Source organism: Streptomyces umbrinus (genome assembly GCF_030817415.1).
Classification (GTDB): domain Bacteria; phylum Actinomycetota; class Actinomycetes; order Streptomycetales; family Streptomycetaceae; genus Streptomyces; species Streptomyces umbrinus_A.
Window position 1 is genome coordinate 6,824,402 of sequence record NZ_JAUSZI010000002.1, and the last position, 20,284, is coordinate 6,844,685.

The following is a 20,284-nucleotide window of genomic DNA, read 5'->3' on the forward strand; positions in this document are numbered from 1 at the left end:
GCGGACCGATGGCCCCATCGGGAGGACGCCCCGGTGGGGCGTGGACCCGTACCGGCGGCCGCTCGTAGCTTCGGGGCATGGCTACAGACAGCACGTCCGAGCGCAAGGGCACAGCCCAGCTGACCGCCGCGATGGTCCTCTCCGGAACCCTCGGGATCTTCGTCGTGGAGTCGGGCGCCTCGCCCTTCAACGTCGTGTTCTTCCGCGTCCTCTTCGGCGCCCTGGCACTCGGCGCGTACGCCCTCGCCCGCGGCTACTTCCGCGACCACGGGCTCACCCCGCGCAAGCTCGGACTCGCGGCCCTCGGCGGCCTGTTCATCGTCTTCAACTGGGTCTTCCTCTTCCAGTCGTACGAGAACACGTCGATCTCGGTCGCGACCGTCGTCTACCACACGCAGCCGTTCTACGTGGTGCTGCTCGGCGCCCTCCTCTTCCGCGAACGCCTCACCGCCGCGAAGGCCGGCTGGATCGCGCTCGCCTTCGTGGGCCTGATCCTCGTCTCCGGCGTCAGGCCCTCGGACTTCACGGGCGGCGACGGCACGTACCTCCTGGGCGTCGGCCAGGCCCTCCTCGCCGCGCTCCTCTACGGCCTCTCCACCCTCGTCACCAAGCGCATCACGGGCGTACGCCCGCACCTCATCGCCCTCGTCCAGGTCGTCGTCGGAATCCCGCTGCTGCTGCCGTTCGCCGACTTCGGCGCGATGAGCGGCACGGGCGCCGACTGGGGCTGGCTGGTCGGTCTCGGGGTCATCCACACGGGCCTGATGTACGTCCTGATGTACGCCGCCTACGCCCAGCTGCCGACCGCCAAGATCGCCGTGCTCGCCTTCACCTACCCGGCGGTGGCGATGGTCGCGGACTGGGCGGTGTACGGACACCACATCGGGCTCGTCCAGGCACTCGGCGTCCCGCTGATCGTGGCCGCGAGCCTGAAGGTCACCCTTGCTCGGCAACCAGCTTCCGCGCCTGCTCCACGAACAGCCGCGCGTGCGCCGGAAGCCGCTTCCCGGACCGCCACGCCAGCTGAGTTCTGAGAGTGAAGGGCGGCTCCCAGGGCAGGGCCACGAGCCGGCCGTCGGCAAGCTCCTCCGCCACCGTCACCGCGGGCAGGAGGGCGATGCCGAGGCCGGCCGCCGCCGCCCGCTTGGTCGCCTCGATCGTGCCGAACTCCATGAACGAGACCGGCTCCGCGGACCGGGTGTTGAGCTCCTCCTCGAACAGGTCCCGGTAGGCGCAGCCCGGTTCGGTGGCCAGCAGCGGCTCGCGTACGAGATCGGCGGTCGACACGGTCGTCACCGCCGCTCCCGCCAGGGAATGGCCGGGGGCCGCCACCAGCGCCAGCGGCTCCTCCGTGAGCGGTATGACCTCAAGACCCGCGTGCTCCGTCTCCCGCTCCATCAGGAAACCCACGTCGTACGTGCCCTGCCGCAGCGCCTGCCGGGTCTCGTCGCCCAGCGTCGGACGCATGGACAGCCGCACCCCGGGATAGCGGTGGTGGAACAGTTCGAGGAGCGGGGACAGGCGGTAGGACGTCAGCGACTCCATCGTGCCGACCGTCAGCGTGCCCGAGGGCTCCTCCGTACCGACGACCGCCGCCCGTGCCTCCTCGCTCAGCTCGATGATCTGCCGGGCGTAGGGGAGGAGCCGGTCGCCCGCCTCGGTCAGCCGGATGCGGCTGCCGAGCCGGTCGAAGAGCTGCACCCCGAGCGAGGACTCCAGGGCGCGGATCTGGCTGGTCACGCTGGACTGGGCGTACTTCAGCTCGGCCGCCGCCTGCGTGAAGCTCAGCACGGTCGCGACCTTCTCGAAGGTGACCAGCAGACGGATCTCCACCTCAGGGCTCCATCTCAGAACTGCGTCTCAGAACTGCGTCTCAGAACTCCACGTCAGGGCTTCGGCGGGGTGGAGTCGTCCGGGCCGTCGCCCGAACCGCCCTCGCGGCGCTTCAGCTCCTCCTCGCGGCGGCGGAGGTCGTCCTCCCAGTTCTTGAGGTGCGCCTCGTCGTCCGTCACGGCGTCCGCCGGGTCGTCGTCCTTGCCGCTGTCGTTCTCGCCGCTGTCGTCCTTGAGGGACTTCAGGAACTCCGGGTTGTCGTCGGGCGCGACCCAGCCGCCCCGGCCGGAGGAGAGGCCGCGCGGCTTGCGCTGGTGGCCGACGATCAGCCAGGAGATGGAGCCGACGAGCGGGAACAGCAGCACGAGGATCGCCCAGAGGGGCTTCGGGATGTAGCGGATGTCCTTCTCGTCGGTGGTGATGCAGTCGATGAACGCATAGATGCTGAGCCCCAACGGCACCAGAATCATCAGCACCCGAAGCATTCGGCGGTCCCCCTGCGTGTGGAGAGTGGAGATGCGTGCGAGATCGGGGCCGGGTGAGCGGCCCCCGTTACAGGTTCAGCGTAGCGAGTAGCCGATACTGGAACGCATGGCTTACGACGATCTTCGCTCCCTGCTCCGGGCGCTTGAGCGTGAGGGCGACCTCAAGCGCATCAAGGCCGAGGTGGACCCGTATCTGGAGGTCGGGGAGATCGTCGACCGCGTCCAGAAGGCGGGCGGCCCCGCCCTGCTCTTCGAGAACGTGCGCGGGTCGGCGATGCCGCTCGCGATGAACGTCTTCGGGACGGACCGCCGGCTCCTCAAGTCGCTCGGCCTGAAGTCGTACGAGGAGATCAGCGAGAAGATCGGCGGACTGCTCAGGCCCGAGCTGCCGCAGGGGTTCATCGGCGTGCGCGAGGCCTTCGGGAAGCTCGGCGCCATGACCCACGTACCGCCGAAGAAGATCAAGTCCGACAACGCGCCGGTGCACGAGGTCGTGCTGCAGGGCGACGAGGTCGATCTGGACCGGTTGCCGGCCCTCTTCACCTGGCCCAAGGACGGCGGGTCCTTCTTCAACCTGGGCCTGACCCACACCAAGGACCCGGAGAGCGGTATCCGCAATCTCGGGCTCTACCGCCTCCAGCGCCACGACAAGCGCACCATCGGCATGCACTGGCAGATCCACAAGGACAGCCGCAACCACTACCAGGTGGCCGCGCGGAAGGGCGAGCGGCTGCCCGTCGCGATCGCCTTCGGCTGTCCGCCGGCGGTGACGTACGCGTCCACGGCCCCCCTGCCCGGCGACATCGACGAGTACCTCTTCGCCGGGTTCGTCCAGGGCAAGCGGATCGAGATGGTCGACTGCAAGACCGTGCCGCTGCAGGTCCCGGCGCAGGCCGAGGTCGTACTGGAGGGGTGGCTGGAGCCCGGCGAGATGCTCCCGGAAGGACCCTTCGGCGACCACACCGGGTTCTACACGCCGCAGGAGCCCTTCCCCGCCCTCACCATCGACTGCGTGACGATGCGCAAGCGGCCGCTGCTCCAGTCGATCGTGGTCGGCCGGCCGCCGACGGAGGACGGTCCGCTGGGCCGGGCGACGGAGCGGTTCTTCCTCCCCCTCCTCAAGATCATCGTGCCGGACATCGTGGACTACCACCTCCCCGAGGCCGGCGGTTTCCACAACTGCGCGATCGTCGCGATCGACAAGAAGTACCCGAAGCACGCCCAGAAGGTGATGCACGCCGTCTGGGGCGCCCACATGATGTCCCTGACCAAACTGATCGTGGTCGTCGACTCCGACTGCGACGTCCACGACCTGCACGAGGTCGCGTGGCGCGCGCTGGGGAACACGGACTACTCCCGTGACCTCACCGTCGTAGAGGGGCCGGTCGACCACCTCGACCACTCCTCGTACCAGCAGTTCTGGGGCGGCAAGGCGGGCATCGACGCGACGAGGAAGTGGCCCGAGGAGGGGTACACACGGGACGGCGGCTGGCCCGACATGGTGCTGTCCGACCCGGAGACGGCGGCGAAGGTCGACCGCCGGTGGAAGGAGTACGGACTCTCGTGAGCAGTGCATCAGCCGCGATCCCCCAGCCCCGGCCGGGGCGCACCAAGGCGTTCCTGCGCCTCGTCATGATCGAGCACTCCGTCTTCGCGCTGCCCTTCGCGTACATCGCGGCGCTGACGGCGATGTTCACGGTGGACGGGAACATCCACTGGGGCCGGCTGCTGCTGGTGACCGTCGCGATGGTCGGCCTGCGGACGTTCGCCATGGCCGCGAACCGGATCATCGACCGGGAGATCGACGCCCGCAACCCCCGTACGGCCCATCGCGAGCTGGTCACCGGCGCGATGAGCGTGAAGCACGCGTGGACGGGCGCGCTGGTCGCCCTGGTCTTCTTCCTCGGCGCCGCGGCCCTGCTCAACCCGCTGTGCCTGGCGCTGGCGCCCATCGCGGTCATCCCGATGGTCGTGTACCCGTACGGCAAGCGGTTCACGAACTTCCCGCAGGCCATCCTCGGTCTCGCGCAGGCGATGGGGCCGATCGGCGGCTGGCTGGCGATCACCGGTGAGTGGTCCTGGGACGCGGTGATCCTGGGCCTCGCGGTCGGCATCTGGATCGGCGGCTTCGACCTCATCTACGCCTGCCAGGACGTGAAGACGGACCGCGAGATCGGCGTCCTGTCGGTCCCGGCGCGCTTCGGCATCCCGGCGGCCGTCTGGGGCGCGCGCGTCTGCCACACCCTCACGACGGCGCTCTTCGTCTGGTACGCGCTGGCCACCGACGCGGGCACCTTCTTCTGGATCGGCCTGGTGATCGTCGCGGGCGCGTTCCTGTACGAGCACTCGATCGTCCGACCGCACGACCTCTCCCGGGTGAACCGCGCCTTCTTCAGCGTCAACGGCTTCATCGGCATCGCCCTGTTCGCGTGCGCGCTGCTCGATCTGCTGGTGCGCGGTCTGACCGTGTGAGTGCCGTGCGGGTGCCGTGTGAGTACGGCGCGGCCCGTGGACCGGACGCAAGCACGGCCGGTCCTGAGCTCCGGGCGGCCCGCCGGTAGGCTCAGGGTGTGAACGCAGGAGAAACTCAGCGTCGGCCTTGGATCGTGGGGGTCTCCGGCGCGTCCGGAACGCCGTACGCGGCTGCCGTGCTGCGTGCCCTCCTCGCGGCCGGCGAGAGCGTCGACCTGGTCGTCTCGCGGGCCTCACGGCTCACACTGCTCGACGAGACCGGGATCAGCTTCCGGGACGGCCACTGGCAGGAGGACCTCCGGGAGTGGCTCGGCCGGGGGGCCGACGGCAAGCCCGGCACCTTCGCGGTGGACGTCGACGACGTACGGCACTGGAGCGCGGGGGACCTGGCGGCGGGGCCGTCGTCGGGCTCGTACGCCTCGAAGGGCATGCTGATCGTGCCCGCCTCCACCGCGTGCGTCGCCGGGGTCGCGCTCGGCCTCTCTAAGGACCTGTTGCAGCGCGCCGCGAGCGTCACGCTCAAGGAGCGGCGCAGGCTGGTCGTCGCCGTCCGCGAGACCCCGTTGAACGGGCAGACCCTGCGGCATCTGGTGACACTGGACGACGCGGGCGCGACCGTACTGCCGGCCTCCCCTGCGTTCTACGCGGGAGCGACCCACATCCAGGACCTGGTGGACTTCGTCGCCGGGCGCGTGCTGGACGCGGCGGGCGTCGGGCACACGCTCTACCGCCGCTGGGAGGGCGAACTCGGCGGCGGCTCACGCACGACCTGAGCAACGCGCAGTACCCACGCATCACTTCAGGGCATCACTTCAGGAACTTTTCAGCGGAAGGCTATCGATCGCATGGACGCGGTGGACAGGCAGCTCATCCAGGCCCTCAGGGAGAACGGCCGGGCCTCCTACGCGGAGCTGGGACGCCTCGTCGGTCTGTCGGGACCCAGCGTCACCGACCGCATCAACCGCCTGGAGGCCGCCGGTGTCATCACCGGCTACCGCGCGACGGTCGACGCGACCTCGCTCGGCCTCGGCGTCACCGCCCTCATCGGCATCTCGCTCTCCGACGCCACCGACCACGAGGACGTGGCGCACCGGCTCAAGGACCTCAACGAGATCGAGGACTGCTGGTTCATCGCCGGTGACGACTCCTACATGCTCAAGGTGCGGGCGCCCGACGTGGACGGTCTGGAGAAGACCATCCGGCGGCTGTCGGGGACGAAGGGCGTCTCCCGGACCCGTACGACCATCGTGCTCTCCACGAAGTGGGAGAACCGGGTGGGTGAGCTGCCCGAAGAGGAATAGGGCGCAGGCACGAAGTGCCTGATGGGGGCCCCTCCCGCCCGAAGGGTGGGGGAGTACGGTTGACAAGGTTCGTCACTTACGAGAGGTAGAAGCAGCATGGATGTCGGGCTCAAGCGCGAGCTGGAGGACAAGGTCCGGGCCGGTGAGCGGCTGACCCGCGAGGACGGCATCGCGCTGTACGAGTCGGACGACCTGGCCTGGCTGGGCGGGCTCGCCCACGAGGTGCGGATGCGGAAGAACGGCGACGTCGTCCACTTCAACGTCAACCGCCACCTCAACATGACGAACGTGTGCACCGCGTCGTGCGCCTACTGCTCGTTCCAGCGCAAGCCGGGCGAGAAGGACGCGTACACGATGCGCATCGAGGAGGCCGTCCGTCTCGCCAAGGCGATGGAGGGCGAGAACCTCACCGAGCTGCACATCGTGAACGGCCTGCACCCGAACCTGCCGTGGCGCTACTACCCGCGCTCGCTCAGCGAACTGAAGAAGGCGCTCCCGGACGTCTCCCTGAAGGCCTTCACGGCCACGGAGATCCACCACTTCGAGACGATCAGCGGTCTGTCGGCGTCCGAGATCCTGGACGAGCTGATCGACGCGGGTCTGGAGTCGCTGACCGGTGGCGGCGCCGAGATCTTCGACTGGGAGATCCGGCAGCACATCGTCGACCACCGCACCCACTGGGAGGACTGGTCGCGCATCCACCGCCTCGCGCACGAGAAGGGTCTCAAGACCCCGTGCACGATGCTGTACGGGCACATCGAGGAGCCGCGTCACCGGGTCGACCACGTCCTGCGTCTCCGCGAGCTGCAGGACGAGACCGGCGGCTTCCAGGTCTTCATCCCGCTGCGCTACCAGCACGACTTCGTCGACGTGAAGGACGGCAAGGTCCGCAACCGCCTCCAGGCGCGGACGCAGATGGCGACCGGTGCGGAGGCGTTGAAGACCTTCGCGGTCTCACGGCTGCTGTTCGACAACGTGCCGCACGTCAAGGTCTTCTGGGTCATGCACGGTGTGCAGACCGCGCAACTGGCGCTTCAGCACGGTGCGGACGACATGGACGGGTCGGTCGTCGAGTACAAGATCACGCATGACGCGGACAACTACGGCACGCCGAACAAGCTGACTCGTGAGGATCTGCTCGACCTGATCCGTGACGCCGGGTTCCGTCCGGTCGAGCGGAACACTCGCTACGAGATCATTCGCGAGTACGACGGTCCGGACGCGGGGCGTCGCGAGTCGCCTCAGCCGATGAGGGTCTGACGTTCTTTGGCGTGAGTGGTCGGGTGCGGGTCCGGTGGGGGCTGGTCGCGCAGTTCCCCGCGCCCCTGAAAGCAAGGGCTACCGCCCCCGAAGACGAAAGACGGGGCGCGTCGGTGTGAGGTGACGTACGTGACGTCGGGGCTCGCTTGAGGCCGGCGTGGCGTAATGGCTAATCTGGCCGCATGGCCCTTACCTTCGCTCTCGATCCGGCTGTGACCGCCGAGGTTCGTGACGGTCTTCTCGATCTGTGGACGGACGTCTCCAACGCGGGAGGTGCCGTCGGGTTCGTGGCGCCGGTGGACCGCGAGGTGATCCGGCCGGAGCTGGTGAAGCACTTCGTGGCGATGGCGGAGGGCCGCGCCCGGCTCCTGGCCGGGTTCGACGAGGAGGGCAAGGTGGCCGCGACCGCCTTCCTCACCTTCAACACCCACCGGCTGATGACCCACTGGGTCTGGCTCTACACGGTGATGGTGCACCCGAAGCACCAGGGCAAGGGGTACGGCCGGGACCTGCTGGCCGCCGCCGCGGACGCGGCCCGCACCCTCGACGGCATCGAGGCGATCCGGCTCACCTGCCGGGGCGGGCACGGCCTGGAGCGGTTCTACGGCTCGTGCGGATACAAGGAGGTCGGCCGCATACCGGACGCGATACGCGTCGCGCCCGGCGACGACCGCGACGACGTTTTCATGCTGCTGCCGCTCACCTGACTCCCCGCACCCCCCTGCAAGATCGGGTGCCGGGCGTGCTTGACTGGACGGTGCCCTTTGGGAATGTCGGGGACTTTCGGACCCCTTCGAAGCCGTTCGACACGGAAGAGTGGATTGAGATGCTCCGCTACACACTGATGCGCCTGGGAATCCTGGCGGGCTGCCTCGTGGTCGTCTGGGGCCTCGTCTACTCCGGCATCGCCCCGCGCGGGCTCGGCGACTCGAACGGCATGTGGATCATCCTGCTCTCCCTGCTGATCTCGGCCCCCATCAGCTTCGTCGTCCTGCGCAAGGAGCGCGACCGCGCCTCGATCCAGATCGTCGAGCGCGTCGACCGCGTCAAGTCCAACCTGGAGGCCAACCGCAGCCAGGAGGACGACGCGGCGGACGAGGTGACACGGGCCCAGGGCCAGACGTCGTAACGACCGGCAACTCCGCCGGGCTGTCCACGGACAACTCGTACTCTTGCTCGTATGGGTGCAGTGAAGAGCAAGCGGATGCCACGTGCCGTGCGGGAACAGCAGATGCTGGACGCGGCGGTGCAGACCTTCGGGCAGCGGGGATACCGATCCGCGTCGATGGACGAGATCGCCGATCTGGCGGGTGTGTCCAAGCCGCTGGTCTATCTGTACCTGAACTCCAAGGAAGACCTCTTCACCGCGTGCATCCGGCGTGAGGCGGCCGCCCTGACCGCGGCCGTGCGTGCGGGTGTCCAGCAGGACCTGCCCGCCGACCGACAACTGTGGGACGGGCTGCGGGCGTTCTTCACGCACACCGCGCAGAACCCGGACGGCTGGGCCGTGCTGCACCTCCAGGCGCGTACGCACGGGGAGCCGTTCGCCGCGGAGTTCGCCGCGATGCGCGAGGAGATCGTCGCGTTCGTCACGCAGCTGATCGTGGTGGCCGCCCGTGAGGCGCACCGGGACCCGTCGCTGCCCGAGCGAGAGGTCGCCGGCCTCGCGGAAGCCCTCGTCGGCGCCGCCGAGTCCCTCGCCGCCTGGGCCAACGCCACCCCCGGCGTCTCAGCCCGGCAGGCCGCCACGACCCTGATGAACTTCGCCTGGGCGGGCCTGGGAGGCCTGATGGAGGGGAGACCCTGGTCGGAGCACGGGTCGGCCCAGTAGAGCGGGCGCGCGTCAGAGCACCGGAAGGACCTCTCCGGACAGGTGCAGTTGGCCACCCGCCCCGCGCAGCTCGAAGGCGGCACCCTCCGCCCCGTACGACACCGTCCCCGGCAGAAGCACCGGCGCCCTGAACTCCGCCCGGACGACGGCCGCTTGAGGCACTCCGTGCTCGGCGAGGCACCGCGCCACGGTCCACATGCCGTGCGCGATGGCCCGGGGGAAGCCGAACAGCCGGGCGGTGAGGGGGTGCAGGTGGATCGGGTTGCGATCGCCGGACGCGGCCCCGTACCGCCGCCCCACGTCCCCGGCGAGCGCCCACTCGGCCACGACGGGCAGCGGCTTGCGCTCCTCGGACGCGGTCGGCCCGCCCGCGCTCCCCGCCGAGGTGCGGTGCCGCGCCAGATACGTACTCCGCGACTCCCACACGAGCTCGCCCCCCGCCCGCATCTCCGTCACGACGACGGCCTCGGTCCCGCGCCGATGGGGCACCAACTCATCGACGTACACGGCAATTTCGTACTCCCCGGTCGCCGCCGTCGCCGTCCGCCGGGTGATCCCGACGGACGTGTGCACCAGTCCGAGCAACGGCAACGGAAAGGCCCGCTCACTCATCAGCCGCATGACCAACGGAAATCCGAGAACATGCGGATAGGTAATGGGCAACTCGTCCGCCCCCACCCCGAATCCACAGGCACGCTCATACGCGGCGAGCTTCCCCAGATCGATGCGAACGCCCGGGAGGACCAATCGGGTCCGGGGTGCGGTGACTCCCGCCCGGGCCCGCTTGAAGAGCGAGAGAAAAGCACCCCGGGCAAGCAAGGGCCAAAGGCGCGGCGAACCGTCGAGAACTTGGGTACGCATCGAGCCCTCTACGTCGTCCATCGCTGACCTGACCTTTCTTCCGGTTCGAGTGGGGGCGGGCTGCTTGTGGTCTTTGGTCTTTAGGGGCGCGGGGCTGTGTCGATTTGCGGCTCCGCCGCGTGGGCGCGACCAGCCCCAACGCACCCGCAGACAACAAACCAACCCCTCACGCCCCCAAAAGGCTCTGTCCGCACACCCGAACAACCTGCCCGTTCACAGCCCCCGCTCCAGGGCTCGCGAGCCAAGCCGTCGTCTCAGCCACATCAACCGGCAACCCACCCTGCGCAAGCGAGTTCATCCGCCGCCCGGCTTCACGAATGAACAAAGGAACAGCCGCAGTCATCTTCGTCTCGATGAACCCGGGAGCGACCGCATTGACCGTCACCCCGTATTCCGAGAGCGCCCGAGGGGCGAGCGACCGCACCAGCCCCACAACCCCCGCCTTGGACGCGGCATAGTTCGTCTGCCCGGCGTTCCCCGCGATCCCGGCGATGGACGCGGTGGCGACCACACGTCCACCCGCTCGGAGCGCGCCACATGACAGCAGCACATCGGTCGTGCGGAGCACACTCGCAAGGTTGACGTCGAGCACCGAACTCCACCGCTCCGCAGGCATGTTGACCAGCCTCCGGTCCCGCGTTATCCCCGCGTTGTGGACCAGCACGTCGAGCCGCCCGCCGGGCAACGCGTCCGCAATCCGCGCCCCCGCGTCGTCCGCCGTGATGTCGAGCGGCAGCGCGACCCCGCCGAGCCGCTCGGCGACGGTGGCGAGATCGCCTCCGGCGGCGGGCACGTCGAGGCACACGACCAGCGCCCCGTCCCGCGCCAGCGTCGCGGCGACGGCCTCACCGATCCCGCGGGCGGCCCCGGTGACCAGCGCGGTACGCCCGGCAAGGGGCTTCTCCGGATCCTCGGACCCGGCCGACCCGCCGCCACCCCCGCTGTCAACGCCACCGTGGCCGCCGACCTCGATCACCTGCCCACTGACATAGGCGGACCTCGGCGACAGCAGAAACCGCAACGTCGACTCGGCGGCCTCCGCATCCGAGAGCCGTACGAGATTCACCGTCCGTCCGCGCCCGATCTCCTTGCCGAGGGACCGTACGAACCCTTCGAGGGCCTGCTGGACGGCGGCCTGGTGATGGTCGGCGGGGTCCAGCGGCGCGCCGAGCACCACGACCCGCCCGCTCTCGGCGACCGACCGTACGACGGGGTGGAGGGCGGCGTGCACCTCGGCCAGCCCGTCGATGTCACGGACACCGGTGGCGTCGAGGACGACGGCGACGGGCCTGTCACCGCCGGAGCGCGGCCCCTCGCCACCGGAGAGCGGCGCCGACCGGCCCAGGACGGGCGCGAGGTCCTGGTCGGACTTGCCCGCGGTGAGATGCAGCAACTCCCCTTGCAGCGACGGCTGTTCGGCGCTCCAGCGCCGCAACCGCACCGGCTGCGGCAGCCCGAGCCGGCGGGTCAGGAACCGGCCGGGGGCGGTGCCGGTGAGACTCAGGTAGCGGTCGGCCATCGTCCAACTCCCAGCTCGGTCGTATTCTTACTCTGGAGTAAGGTTACCGGAGGTAAGCCTACGTCACGGTGAGGAGCAGGTCGAGATGAGCCCCCTTGAACCCCTGCCGGAACCCATCCGGGAACCCTTCGGGGAGCCCCTCCGGACGACGCGGCCGCGTCGCGTCGCGGTCGTCGGCGGCACCCGTATCCCCTTCGCCCGCTCGGACGGCCCGTACGCGACCGCCTCGAACCAGGAGATGCTGACCGCGGCGGTCGACGGACTCGTCGAGCACGTCGGACGCCTCAGCCGCTTCGGGCTCGAAGAGCCGGGCGCGGTGGGGGAGTTGGTCGCCGGGGCCGTGCTCAAGCACAGCCGGGACTTCAACCTCGCACGCGAGACGGTGCTCGGGTCGAGGCTGGACGCCCGCACCCCCGCGTACGACATCCAGCAGGCCTGCGGGACCGGCCTCCAGGCTGTCGTCGCGGCGGCCAACAAGATCACCCTCGGCCAGACCGAGTCGGCGATCGCGGGCGGCGCGGACACGGCGAGTGACGCCCCGCTCGGCGTCAACGACCAGCTGCGGCGCATCCTGCTGGAGGTCCGGCGCGCGAAGTCGGCGGGTGCCCGGCTGAAGGCGCTCGCCCGGATCCGCCCGGGCCACCTCGTCCCGGACATCCCGCGCAACGCGGAGCCCCGCACGGGCCTCTCGATGGGCGAGCACGCGGCCGTCACCGCGCGCGTGTGGGGCGTGACCCGGGAGGCGCAGGACGAGTTGGCGGCCGCGAGTCATCAGCGGCTGGCGGCGGCGTACGAGCGCGGCTTCTTCGAGGACCTGGTCGTGCCCTTCCGGGGGCTGGCCCGCGACCAGAACCTCCGGCCCGGCTCGACGGTCGGCAAACTCGCCACCCTGAAGCCGGTGTTCGGGCTGAAGGCCCCAGGCAACCCAGGCAACCCAGACAATCCCGATAGTCCCGACAGCCCGGCCCCGACCATGACCGCCGGGAACTCGACGCCCCTCACGGACGGCGCGGCACTCGTGCTGCTCGCGAGCGAGGAGTGGGCGTCGGCGCGCGGGCTGACGCCGCTCGCGTATCTGACGGCGTACGAGACGGCGGCCGTCGACTTCGTGAACGGCGATGTGGCCGGTGGCGAGGACGGGCTGTTGATGGCACCCGCCTACGCAGTGCCGCGCATGCTGGAGCGGGCCGGGCTCGGCCTGGACGACTTCGACTTCGTCGAGGTGCACGAGGCGTTCGCCTCACAGGTGCTGGCCACGCTGGCGGCCTGGGAGAAGCGGGGGGTCGGCACGGTCGACCGTGACCGGCTGAACGTGGCGGGCTCCTCGCTCGCGACCGGCCACCCCTTCGCGGCCACCGGGGCGCGGATCGTGGCGACCCTCGCGAAACTGCTCGCCGAACGGGACGCTCCCGGGCGCGGACTGATCTCGATCTGCGCGGCGGGAGGGCAGGGCGTCACGGCGATCCTGGAACGCCCGTGAGGGGCCGACTCGAACGCCCGTGAGGGGCTGAAGGGGGCGAACTCCGCGGATGCGCGGGCAACGCCCTTGTTGCGTCGGTATGTTGGGCAAAAGATGAACAGGCGTCCGAACGTGCACGAACCTCTCACTCTTCCGCACAGAAGCACCTCACTTTCCCAGGTGAACCCGCCACTTCACAGGTCCGTAATGGGGGGAGTGCAAGAGTTAGGAGCCGTCAGTGTCCCGCGATCCCTCCGACAATCCCGAGCTCGTCATCCCTGAACCCGAGGTCAGGCGGCTCGACGGGGTCGTGCGTGAGGTCTCGGTGCCTCCGATGGTGTACGCCGTGACGCACGGCTCGCTCGCGGACATCCCCTTCGACAACGCGGAGGAGGCGCCCGACGACCCGGTGCTCAGCCGGAAGGGCGCGGACGGCCGCTGGACCGACGTCACGGCCGCCGAGTTCGCGGCCGAGGTGCTCGCGGTCGCCAAGGGGCTGATCGCGGAGGGGCTGCAGCCCGGCGACCGGCTCGCGATCATGGCGCGTACGACGTACGAGTGGACGCTGCTGGACTTCGCGGCCTGGGCGGCCGGGCTCGTCACCGTCCCGGTCTACCCGACCTCTTCCGTCTTCCAGACCCGCTGGATCCTCCAGGACTCCGGCGCGGTGGCGATCGCGGTCGAGCATGTGGCGCAGGCCGCCGCGCTCGGCCCGGAGCGCGAGCGGCTCCCCGACGTCCGCCACATGTGGATCTTCGAGAAGGGGCACACCGAGCGGCTCGCCGAGCTGGGCCGTGACGTGCCGGACCAGGAGGTCGCGGTACGCCGTGGCGTCCTCGGCCCCGACTCGCTCGCGACGATCATGTACACCTCGGGCACCACGGGCCGGCCCAAGGGCTGCGCGCTGACCCACGCCAACTTCTTCGCCGAGGTCGACAACGCCGTCCAACTGCTCCACCCGGTCTTCAAGTCCAGCTTCAAGGACCCGGCGTCCACGCTCCTCTACCTGCCCCTCTCGCACGTCTTCGGCCGGATGGTCGCCATCGCCTGTATGCGGGCGCGGGTCCGCCTGGGCCATGCGCCGAGCATCCGTACGGAGGAGCTGCTGGCCGATCTCGCCGGCTTCAGCCCGACCTTCCTCCTGGCCATCCCGTACGTGCTGGAGAAGGTCTACAACACCGGCCGCGCGACCGCCGAGAAGATGGGCCGCGCCGCCTCCTTCGACCGGGCGGCCCGGGTTGCCCGCGGCTACGGCGAGGCACTGGAGGCCCAGCAGCACGGCACGGGCCCGGGGCCGGGTACGAAGCTCAAGGCGGCCCGCGCCCTCTACGACCCGCTCGTCTACCGCCGTATCCGCGGGGCCCTCGGCGGGAAGGTCCGCCAGGTGGTCTGCGGCGGCTCGCCGCTCGGGCGCCGCCTCGCCTCCTTCTACGCCGGCGCGGGCATCCAGGTCTTCGAGGGCTACGGCCTGACCGAGTCGACGGCCGCCACGACCCTCACCTACCCGCACCGGCCACGCCTCGGCACGGTCGGCTGGCCGCTGCCCGGCACGCGTGTCCGGATCGCCCAGGACGGAGAGATCCTGCTCAGCGGGGAGCATGTGTTCCGCGGCTACTGGGACCCGCAGGCGGGCGGGGTGGTCCCGGCCGACCAGGAGGGCTGGTTCGCCACCGGTGACATCGGTGAACTGGACGACGACGGCTACCTCACGATCACCGGCCGCAAGAAGGACATCCTCGTCACCACCAGCGGCAAGAACGTGGCCCCCGCGCCGCTGGAGGACTGGCTCCGTGCCCATCCGCTCATCAACCAGTGCGTGGTCGTCGGCGACAACCGTCCCTACGTCGCCGCCCTGTTGACCCTCGATGCCGAGGGCATGGCCCACTGGTGCCGCATGACCGCCAAGTCGGACGTTCCGGTCGCCACGCTGGTCACCGACCCCGACCTTCTCGCCGTCCTTCAGCGCGCCGTGGACGACGCCAATCGCCTCGTCTCCCGGGCCGAGTCCATCCGCCGCTTCACCGTGCTGCCCCTGAACTTCACGGAGACGGCGGGTCACCTGACCCCGACGATGAAGCTCCGCCGGGCCGTGGTGACGAGAGAGTTCGCCCGAGAAATAGACGAACTGTACGCGGAGTAGGCCCCCGGCCGGGGTTTTTCTTCGCCCCCGCCGCCCCTACCCATTCCCGTCCATCTGGGGCTCCGCCCCAGACCCCGTGGGGTGCGATTGTCGGGTGCGGGTCCGGATGTGGCTGATCGCGCAGTTCCCCGCGCCCCTGAAAACCTAGGGGCGCGGGGAACTGCGCAGTCTTTTGGGGGTTCGGGGGCGGAGCCCCTGAGTCAGGGACGATGGGGGTCCCCCCGCTCGAGCGAAGCCGAGAGTGGGGGAGGGTAGGGGCGGCGGGGGCGAGAAAACCCGGGCCAGGGTTGTCACTACCCTGGGCCGCATGCCGCAGGACCCCTCGGTGGCGGGCTTCTACGACCGGCTCGCCCCGGACTACCACCTGATCTTCCCGGACTGGGACGCCTCGATGGCCCGCCAGGGCCGCGCCCTGGACGCGCTCATCCGCACCCACCGGGCGACCCCGCACGCCGTCGAGGCCCTCGACATCCTCGACTGCTCCTGCGGAATCGGCACCCAGGCCATCCCCCTGGCCCGCCACGGCCACCGGGTCACCGCCACCGACATCAGCCCCGCGGCGGTCGCCCGCGCGGCACGGGAGGCTGTCGCGCGAGGGGCCCGACTGTCCATGGCGGTGGCGGACATGAGGAGCCTCCCGTTCGCCGACGCACGCTTCGACGTCGTCGTGTGCGCCGACAACTCCCTCCCCCACCTCCTCACGGAGGACTACGTCCACCGGGCCCTCAGGGAGATGCGCCGCGTCCTGCGCCCCACCGGCCTGCTCGTCCTCAGCACCCGCCCGTACGACGAGATCCGCCGCGACCGCCCCACCTCGACCCCGCCCCAGCTCGGCCCGGCCGCACCCCACACGCGAACCGTCACGTTCCAGCTCTGGCACTGGCACGACGACGGCGAGCGCTACGACTTGGAGCACTTCCAGCTCGTACCGGAGGAAGCACCGGAAGAAGCGCCGAAGGAAGCGCCGGAGGGATCGTCGACGAGCGGCCAGGAGGGCGAGAACTGGGATGTACGCGTGCGGCGCACCACCTACTGGGCCCTCACCCAGCGGCAGCTGACCGGCTTCGCGACCGTCGCCGGCTTCACGGAACCCGCCTGGCACACCCCCGAGGAGACCGGCTTCTTCCAGCCCGTCCTCACGGCAGGGACCACCGGGATGGGCGCCTCCGATCTTCCCTCGCCCTGAGAGCTACTTCCGCTTCGTTTTCAGCAACTGCTCTCGCAACGCCGTAAGTTGATGGGACGTCTCCACCGCCCGCGTCTCGTCGAGAGCCGTCAGCGCGAGCAGCAGCGCGTCCGCGACCACGAGGGCGGTGAGGGCCTCCGTCGTTATGCCCGTCGGGGTGTGCGGGGCGGTGAGGACGGCGTCGACGCTGGGGCCGTACAGCTCGGCGAGTTCGTCGGTGACGAGGATGACCCGGGCGCCCACCGATCGCGCCCGCTCGGTGATGACCGTCAGCTCGGCCAGCGCGCGGCCCGGCTGGAAGATGACCACCGCGTCGCCCTGGCGCAGCCGGAGCAGCGGATCGGCGAGCGCGAAGCCCGTCTCGCCGAGGTGGCGGGCCCGGCAGCCGATGCGGCCGAGCGCCAACGCCAGGTGGCGGGCGGCCAGTTCGGAGGCCGCGACGCCATAGCAGTGGATCTCGCCCGACTCCGCCGCCTCGGCGAGTATGCCGACCGCGTCCCGCAGCGCGTCGCCGGGAGTGAGCCGCCGGGCGTGCTCGATCCGCTCCTGGGCCTCGTCGAAGACCTCGCCCCAGATGCCGTCCAGGTCTCGGCCCACATGGGCGATGCGCTGCTGGAGGCGGACCTCGGGCGCCACCGACGAGGTGAAGTCGGAGGCCAGCTCCCGCTTGAGCGCGGGCAGCCCCGCGTAGTCGAGGCGCTGGAGGGTGCGTACGACGCTGGCGTTGCTGGTGCCGCTCGCGCTGCCCAGCTCCTGGGCGGACGCGAACAGCAGGGACTCCACGGGCGCGGTGACCAGGTGCTGCGCCACGGCCCGCTCGGAGGCGGACAGCGAATCCCACTTCTCGCGCACGGTCGCGCGCAGCCGGGCGAGACCCGCGCCGCCGCCCGACTCCTCTGAAATATTCATTACGGGTATTGACTCCGGTGTGATTGCCGTTACTCTCCTGGGCAACGCATTCCAAAAGGAGAGTATCTCGTAACCAACGTTACAGGACGGTTGCGGAGAGCTCTCCACCGCGAGGAGAAGAATGGCACCCCGCACCCTCCCCATCATCGAGATCTCCGGCAATCCCCTGAACCGGGGCCGCCAGTACGGCGAAGCCGTCCGCCCCCGGCTGCACACCGCGCTCGCCTACTACGAGGAGGCGTTCGGCCACTCGTCGGGCCTCACCTGGCAGCAGGTGACCGCACGAGCCGCCCGCTGGCTGGACCCCGTACGCGACTACGCCCCCGACCTCGTCGAGGAGATGCAGGGGATCGCCGACGGCGCGGGCGTGGACCTGCTCGACGTGCTCGCCCTCAACGCCCGCGGCGAGGTCATCTACGACCGGTCCTTCGCCAGGATGGCCGAAGGACGGCAAGAGCTGGAGACCCCGGCCGAGGTGGCCGTCGAGGAACGCTCCGAGGGCTGCACCTCCTTCGCCGCCTACGGAGAGGCCAGCGGCGACGGCCGGGTCTGGGCGGGCCAGAACTGGGACTGGCGGGCCGGTGTCTCCGACACGGTCGTCATGCTCCGCGTCGTCCAGCCGCCGAAACCCACCCTGATCATGCAGGTCGAGGCGGGCCAGATCGGCCGCCAGGGCGCCAACTCGGCGGGGATCGCGCTCAACGCGAACGGTCTGGGCGGACGGTTCGACGACGCGGTGGGCCTGCCGCAGACCGTCGTACGACGCCGGGTCCTGGACCAGCACACCATCACCGACGCCCTCGAAGTGCTCTGCCGCACCCGCGCGCACATCGCCAGCAACGCCCTGCTGACCTGCCGCGAGGGGTACGCCATCGACCTGGAGACCACCCCGGCCGGGCACGGCTGGATGCATCCGACCGACGGACTCCTCGTGCACGGCAACCACTACCAGGCGGGCATCCCCGCCGCCCTCGCCGCCGGCTACCGGCCCCTGTCGTCGGACTCCCTGGTCCGGGTGCCGCGCGCCGAACAGGGCCTGCGCGTCCTGCGCGGCTCCACCGGCCCCGACGAGAGCCGCAAGCTGATCAAGCAGGCCATGTCGGACCACCTCGGCCTTCCCGAGTCGCTGTGCACCCACCCCGACAGCCGCATGCCCGCGGTCCAGCACTGGACCACGCTCGTCTCCTCCTGCGTCGACCTGACCGGCGGCGACTACCACGTGACCGCGGGCACGCCCTGCGACCGCGACTACCAGCACCTGCCCTGGAACCTGTACGACGGCCCTTACGGAGATGCCGGATGACGACCCACAGCGACAGAAGGCGGGGCGCCACGGCGGTCCTCGCCGCAGCGACCCTCCTCACCGTCGGCGCCTGCAGCGGCGCCGACACCACGAGCGGCACCGGCGGCGGATCCGCCGACGCCGCCAAGTTGCAGCTGAGCCCCACCACCTCGGCCGCCAAGGGCACGCTCGCCAGGGCCGACTGGCTCCTGGAGGACGAGCCCGACTCGCTCGACCTCGACACCCAGGGCACCAGCGCAGGCCGCGTCGTCCTCACCAACGTCTGCGAGCGGCTCTACCAGCTCCAGCCCGACATGACGACCAAGCCGTTCCTCGCCTCGTCGGCGAAGACCTCCACCGACGGCAGGACCCTCACCCTCACCGTCCGCTCCGGCGTCACCTTCCACGACGGCTCGAAGCTCACCGCCGACGACGTCCTGTGGTCCCTGAAGCGGCACGCCGACCCGGACATGGAACAGTCCGACGAGTTCGGCAACGTCTCCTCGATGAAGAAGACGGGCGCCGACGAGATCACGATCGGCTTCAAGGCCCCCGACGCCCTCTTCACCAAGGCCCTCGCCGGAGACGCCGGAATCGTCTGGAACAAGGAACAGGTCGAGAAGGCCGGCCAGGACTTCGGCACCCCTGGCCGGCCGGACGCCTGCTCCGGACCGTACGCGCTGAAGAACTGGAAGTCCGGCGACTCGATCACCATCGCCGCGTACGACGACTACTGGGGCAAGCAGCCGATGACCCGCGAGGTCGTCTTCCGCTGGGCCGCCGACAGCGCGCTCGTGAACGCGCTCAAGACCGGCGCGGCGGACGGCGCGTACGCCGAGTCGCCCAACACGGCGGCCGCCCTCCTCAAGGACAAGGACATCGCCCAGCACTACGGGCCGTCCACCGCCTCCCTCGTCCTCATCCCGACCGCCCGCGGCGGCCTGGGGGACGAGAAGATCCGCCGCGCGCTCTCCCTCTCCCTCGACCGCAAGGGCATCGCCGACTCCGGGTACGGCGGCCTCGTCGAACCCTGGGCCACCCCCGTCGGCTCCGGCGCCTGGGGCTACGAGAAGGCCGAATTCCAGTCCGCGCAGAAGCAGTTGGCGTCACTGGCCCCCGCGTCACCCAGCGCCGACGACCTCGCCGAGGCCAAGAAGCTGGTGAAGGAGGCGGGCGCGCCCGGAGCGCCCCTCGTCATCGGCACCGACGCCAGCCAGGGCCGGACCGTCACCGCCAACGCCGTACGCGCCGCACTCCAGCGCATCGGACTCAAGGCGCAGATCAAGACCGTACCGACGTCCCAGTTCGAGGAGTTCTACAGCGACCCGCAGGCCCGTGACGAGATCGACCTGCTGGTGGGCGACTGGTACATCTCCAAGGCCGACCCCATGGGCTTCTACGACAACGGCCTGTCCGACTCCTCCAACAACTGGGTCGGCTTCAAGGACGCCACGTACGACAAGAACGTGAAGAAGGCGCTCGCCACCCTCGACGACACCGAACGGGCCTCGCTCGCCATCGACGTGCAGCGGCGCTTCGCGGACGCGGCGGTCTGGATCCCGATCGCACAGATTCCCACGATCCTGCTCCTCGACGCGAAACTGACCGGCCCGCCGGCATCACAGGCCTACCTGTACTACCCGTGGGCGGCCGAACTCGGTTCCAAGCGCGCCGAGTGAAGTCCGGAATGCAAGCTGCGGGTTCGTTGTGGCTGGTCGCGCAGTTCCCCGCGCCCCTGACGGGGCG

19 protein-coding genes are annotated in these 20,284 nt (G+C 70.1%); 14 read left to right on the forward strand and 5 right to left on the reverse strand.

Going from position 1 to position 20,284, the window contains the following annotated elements; genetic code table 11:
- Window positions 1–77 precede the first annotated feature (77 nt).
- A complete protein-coding gene (locus QF035_RS30140; protein WP_307523646.1) occupies window positions 78–1,034 on the forward strand; it encodes a DMT family transporter in 957 nt (318 codons plus the stop codon).
- Here QF035_RS30140 and QF035_RS30145 read toward each other — a convergent pair.
- Together QF035_RS30145 and QF035_RS30150 are read right to left on the reverse strand one after the other, a co-directional pair.
- Window positions 937–1,833 carry a LysR family transcriptional regulator gene (locus tag QF035_RS30145; protein WP_307523647.1) on the reverse strand — a complete coding sequence of 299 codons (897 nt, stop codon included), beginning with the start codon at window positions 1,831–1,833 and terminating at the stop codon, window positions 937–939. The genes QF035_RS30140 and QF035_RS30145 overlap by 98 nt on opposite strands.
- Window positions 1,834–1,886: 53 nt before the next feature.
- Window positions 1,887–2,318, reverse strand: coding sequence for a PLD nuclease N-terminal domain-containing protein (locus tag QF035_RS30150; protein WP_307523648.1), 432 nt, complete (start codon window positions 2,316–2,318; stop codon window positions 1,887–1,889).
- Between the two features lie 106 nt (window positions 2,319–2,424).
- Here QF035_RS30150 and QF035_RS30155 point away from each other — a divergent pair, with 106 nt between their 5' ends.
- From QF035_RS30155 to QF035_RS30190, 8 genes are all read left to right on the forward strand, one after another.
- A complete protein-coding gene (locus QF035_RS30155; RefSeq protein ID WP_307523649.1) occupies window positions 2,425–3,885 on the forward strand; it encodes a menaquinone biosynthesis decarboxylase in 1,461 nt (486 codons plus the stop codon).
- Window positions 3,882–4,790, forward strand: coding sequence for a menaquinone biosynthesis prenyltransferase MqnP (mqnP, locus tag QF035_RS30160; RefSeq protein ID WP_307523650.1), 909 nt, complete (start codon window positions 3,882–3,884; stop codon window positions 4,788–4,790). Before QF035_RS30155 ends, mqnP begins: the two co-directional genes overlap by 4 nt.
- A 98-nt stretch (window positions 4,791–4,888) precedes the next feature.
- Window positions 4,889–5,563 (forward strand): UbiX family flavin prenyltransferase, encoded by a 675-nt coding sequence (locus QF035_RS30165; protein ID WP_307523652.1) that lies wholly within the window; start codon window positions 4,889–4,891, stop codon window positions 5,561–5,563.
- Window positions 5,564–5,635: 72 nt separating this feature from the next.
- Window positions 5,636–6,091: an Lrp/AsnC family transcriptional regulator gene (locus QF035_RS30170; protein WP_055616806.1), complete on the forward strand. Its 456-nt coding sequence runs from the start codon at window positions 5,636–5,638 to the stop codon at window positions 6,089–6,091.
- 96 nt (window positions 6,092–6,187) lie between these two features.
- Entirely contained in the window at window positions 6,188–7,351 is a 1,164-nt protein-coding gene (gene mqnE / locus QF035_RS30175; protein ID WP_190230997.1) for an aminofutalosine synthase MqnE, read from the forward strand.
- Between the two features lie 182 nt (window positions 7,352–7,533).
- Window positions 7,534–8,058, forward strand: coding sequence for a GNAT family N-acetyltransferase (locus tag QF035_RS30180; RefSeq protein ID WP_307523653.1), 525 nt, complete (start codon window positions 7,534–7,536; stop codon window positions 8,056–8,058).
- A 119-nt stretch (window positions 8,059–8,177) separates the two neighbouring features.
- The gene (locus tag QF035_RS30185) at window positions 8,178–8,480 is read left to right on the forward strand and encodes a DUF4229 domain-containing protein (RefSeq protein WP_307523654.1); all 303 of its coding nucleotides are present in this window, start codon (window positions 8,178–8,180) and stop codon (window positions 8,478–8,480) included.
- Between the two features lie 51 nt (window positions 8,481–8,531).
- Window positions 8,532–9,182: a TetR/AcrR family transcriptional regulator gene (locus tag QF035_RS30190; RefSeq protein WP_307523655.1), complete on the forward strand. Its 651-nt coding sequence runs from the start codon at window positions 8,532–8,534 to the stop codon at window positions 9,180–9,182.
- A gap of 12 nt (window positions 9,183–9,194) precedes the next feature.
- Here QF035_RS30190 and QF035_RS30195 read toward each other — a convergent pair whose 3' ends face one another.
- Window positions 9,195–10,043: a MaoC family dehydratase gene (locus QF035_RS30195; RefSeq protein WP_307531535.1), complete on the reverse strand. Its 849-nt coding sequence runs from the start codon at window positions 10,041–10,043 to the stop codon at window positions 9,195–9,197.
- A gap of 166 nt (window positions 10,044–10,209) precedes the next feature.
- Window positions 10,210–11,562, reverse strand: coding sequence for a 3-oxoacyl-ACP reductase (locus tag QF035_RS30200; protein ID WP_307523656.1), 1,353 nt, complete (start codon window positions 11,560–11,562; stop codon window positions 10,210–10,212).
- A gap of 85 nt (window positions 11,563–11,647) precedes the next feature.
- Between QF035_RS30200 and QF035_RS30205 the strand changes: the two genes are divergently transcribed.
- The 3 genes from QF035_RS30205 to QF035_RS30215 all read left to right on the forward strand — a co-directional run bounded on the left by QF035_RS30205 (window position 11,648) and on the right by QF035_RS30215 (window position 16,347).
- Entirely contained in the window at window positions 11,648–13,042 is a 1,395-nt protein-coding gene (locus QF035_RS30205; RefSeq protein WP_307523657.1) for an acetyl-CoA C-acetyltransferase, read from the forward strand.
- A 217-nt stretch (window positions 13,043–13,259) separates the two neighbouring features.
- The gene (locus QF035_RS30210; protein ID WP_307523658.1) at window positions 13,260–15,161 is read left to right on the forward strand and encodes an AMP-dependent synthetase/ligase; all 1,902 of its coding nucleotides are present in this window, start codon (window positions 13,260–13,262) and stop codon (window positions 15,159–15,161) included.
- A gap of 307 nt (window positions 15,162–15,468) precedes the next feature.
- Window positions 15,469–16,347, forward strand: coding sequence for a class I SAM-dependent methyltransferase (locus QF035_RS30215; protein ID WP_307523659.1), 879 nt, complete (start codon window positions 15,469–15,471; stop codon window positions 16,345–16,347).
- Between the two features lie 3 nt (window positions 16,348–16,350).
- On the opposite strand, the gene QF035_RS30220 is transcribed toward QF035_RS30215, so the two are convergent.
- Window positions 16,351–17,256 (reverse strand): MurR/RpiR family transcriptional regulator, encoded by a 906-nt coding sequence (locus QF035_RS30220; RefSeq protein WP_307523660.1) that lies wholly within the window; start codon window positions 17,254–17,256, stop codon window positions 16,351–16,353.
- Between the two features lie 121 nt (window positions 17,257–17,377).
- Here QF035_RS30220 and QF035_RS30225 point away from each other — a divergent pair, with 121 nt between their 5' ends.
- Both QF035_RS30225 and QF035_RS30230 read left to right on the forward strand, forming a co-directional pair.
- Window positions 17,378–18,559: a C45 family autoproteolytic acyltransferase/hydolase gene (locus tag QF035_RS30225; RefSeq protein ID WP_307523661.1), complete on the forward strand. Its 1,182-nt coding sequence runs from the start codon at window positions 17,378–17,380 to the stop codon at window positions 18,557–18,559.
- Complete coding sequence (locus QF035_RS30230; protein WP_307523662.1) at window positions 18,556–20,217, forward strand: ABC transporter substrate-binding protein; 1,662 nt, start codon at window positions 18,556–18,558, stop codon at window positions 20,215–20,217. Before QF035_RS30225 ends, QF035_RS30230 begins: the two co-directional genes overlap by 4 nt.
- Window positions 20,218–20,284 lie beyond the last annotated feature (67 nt).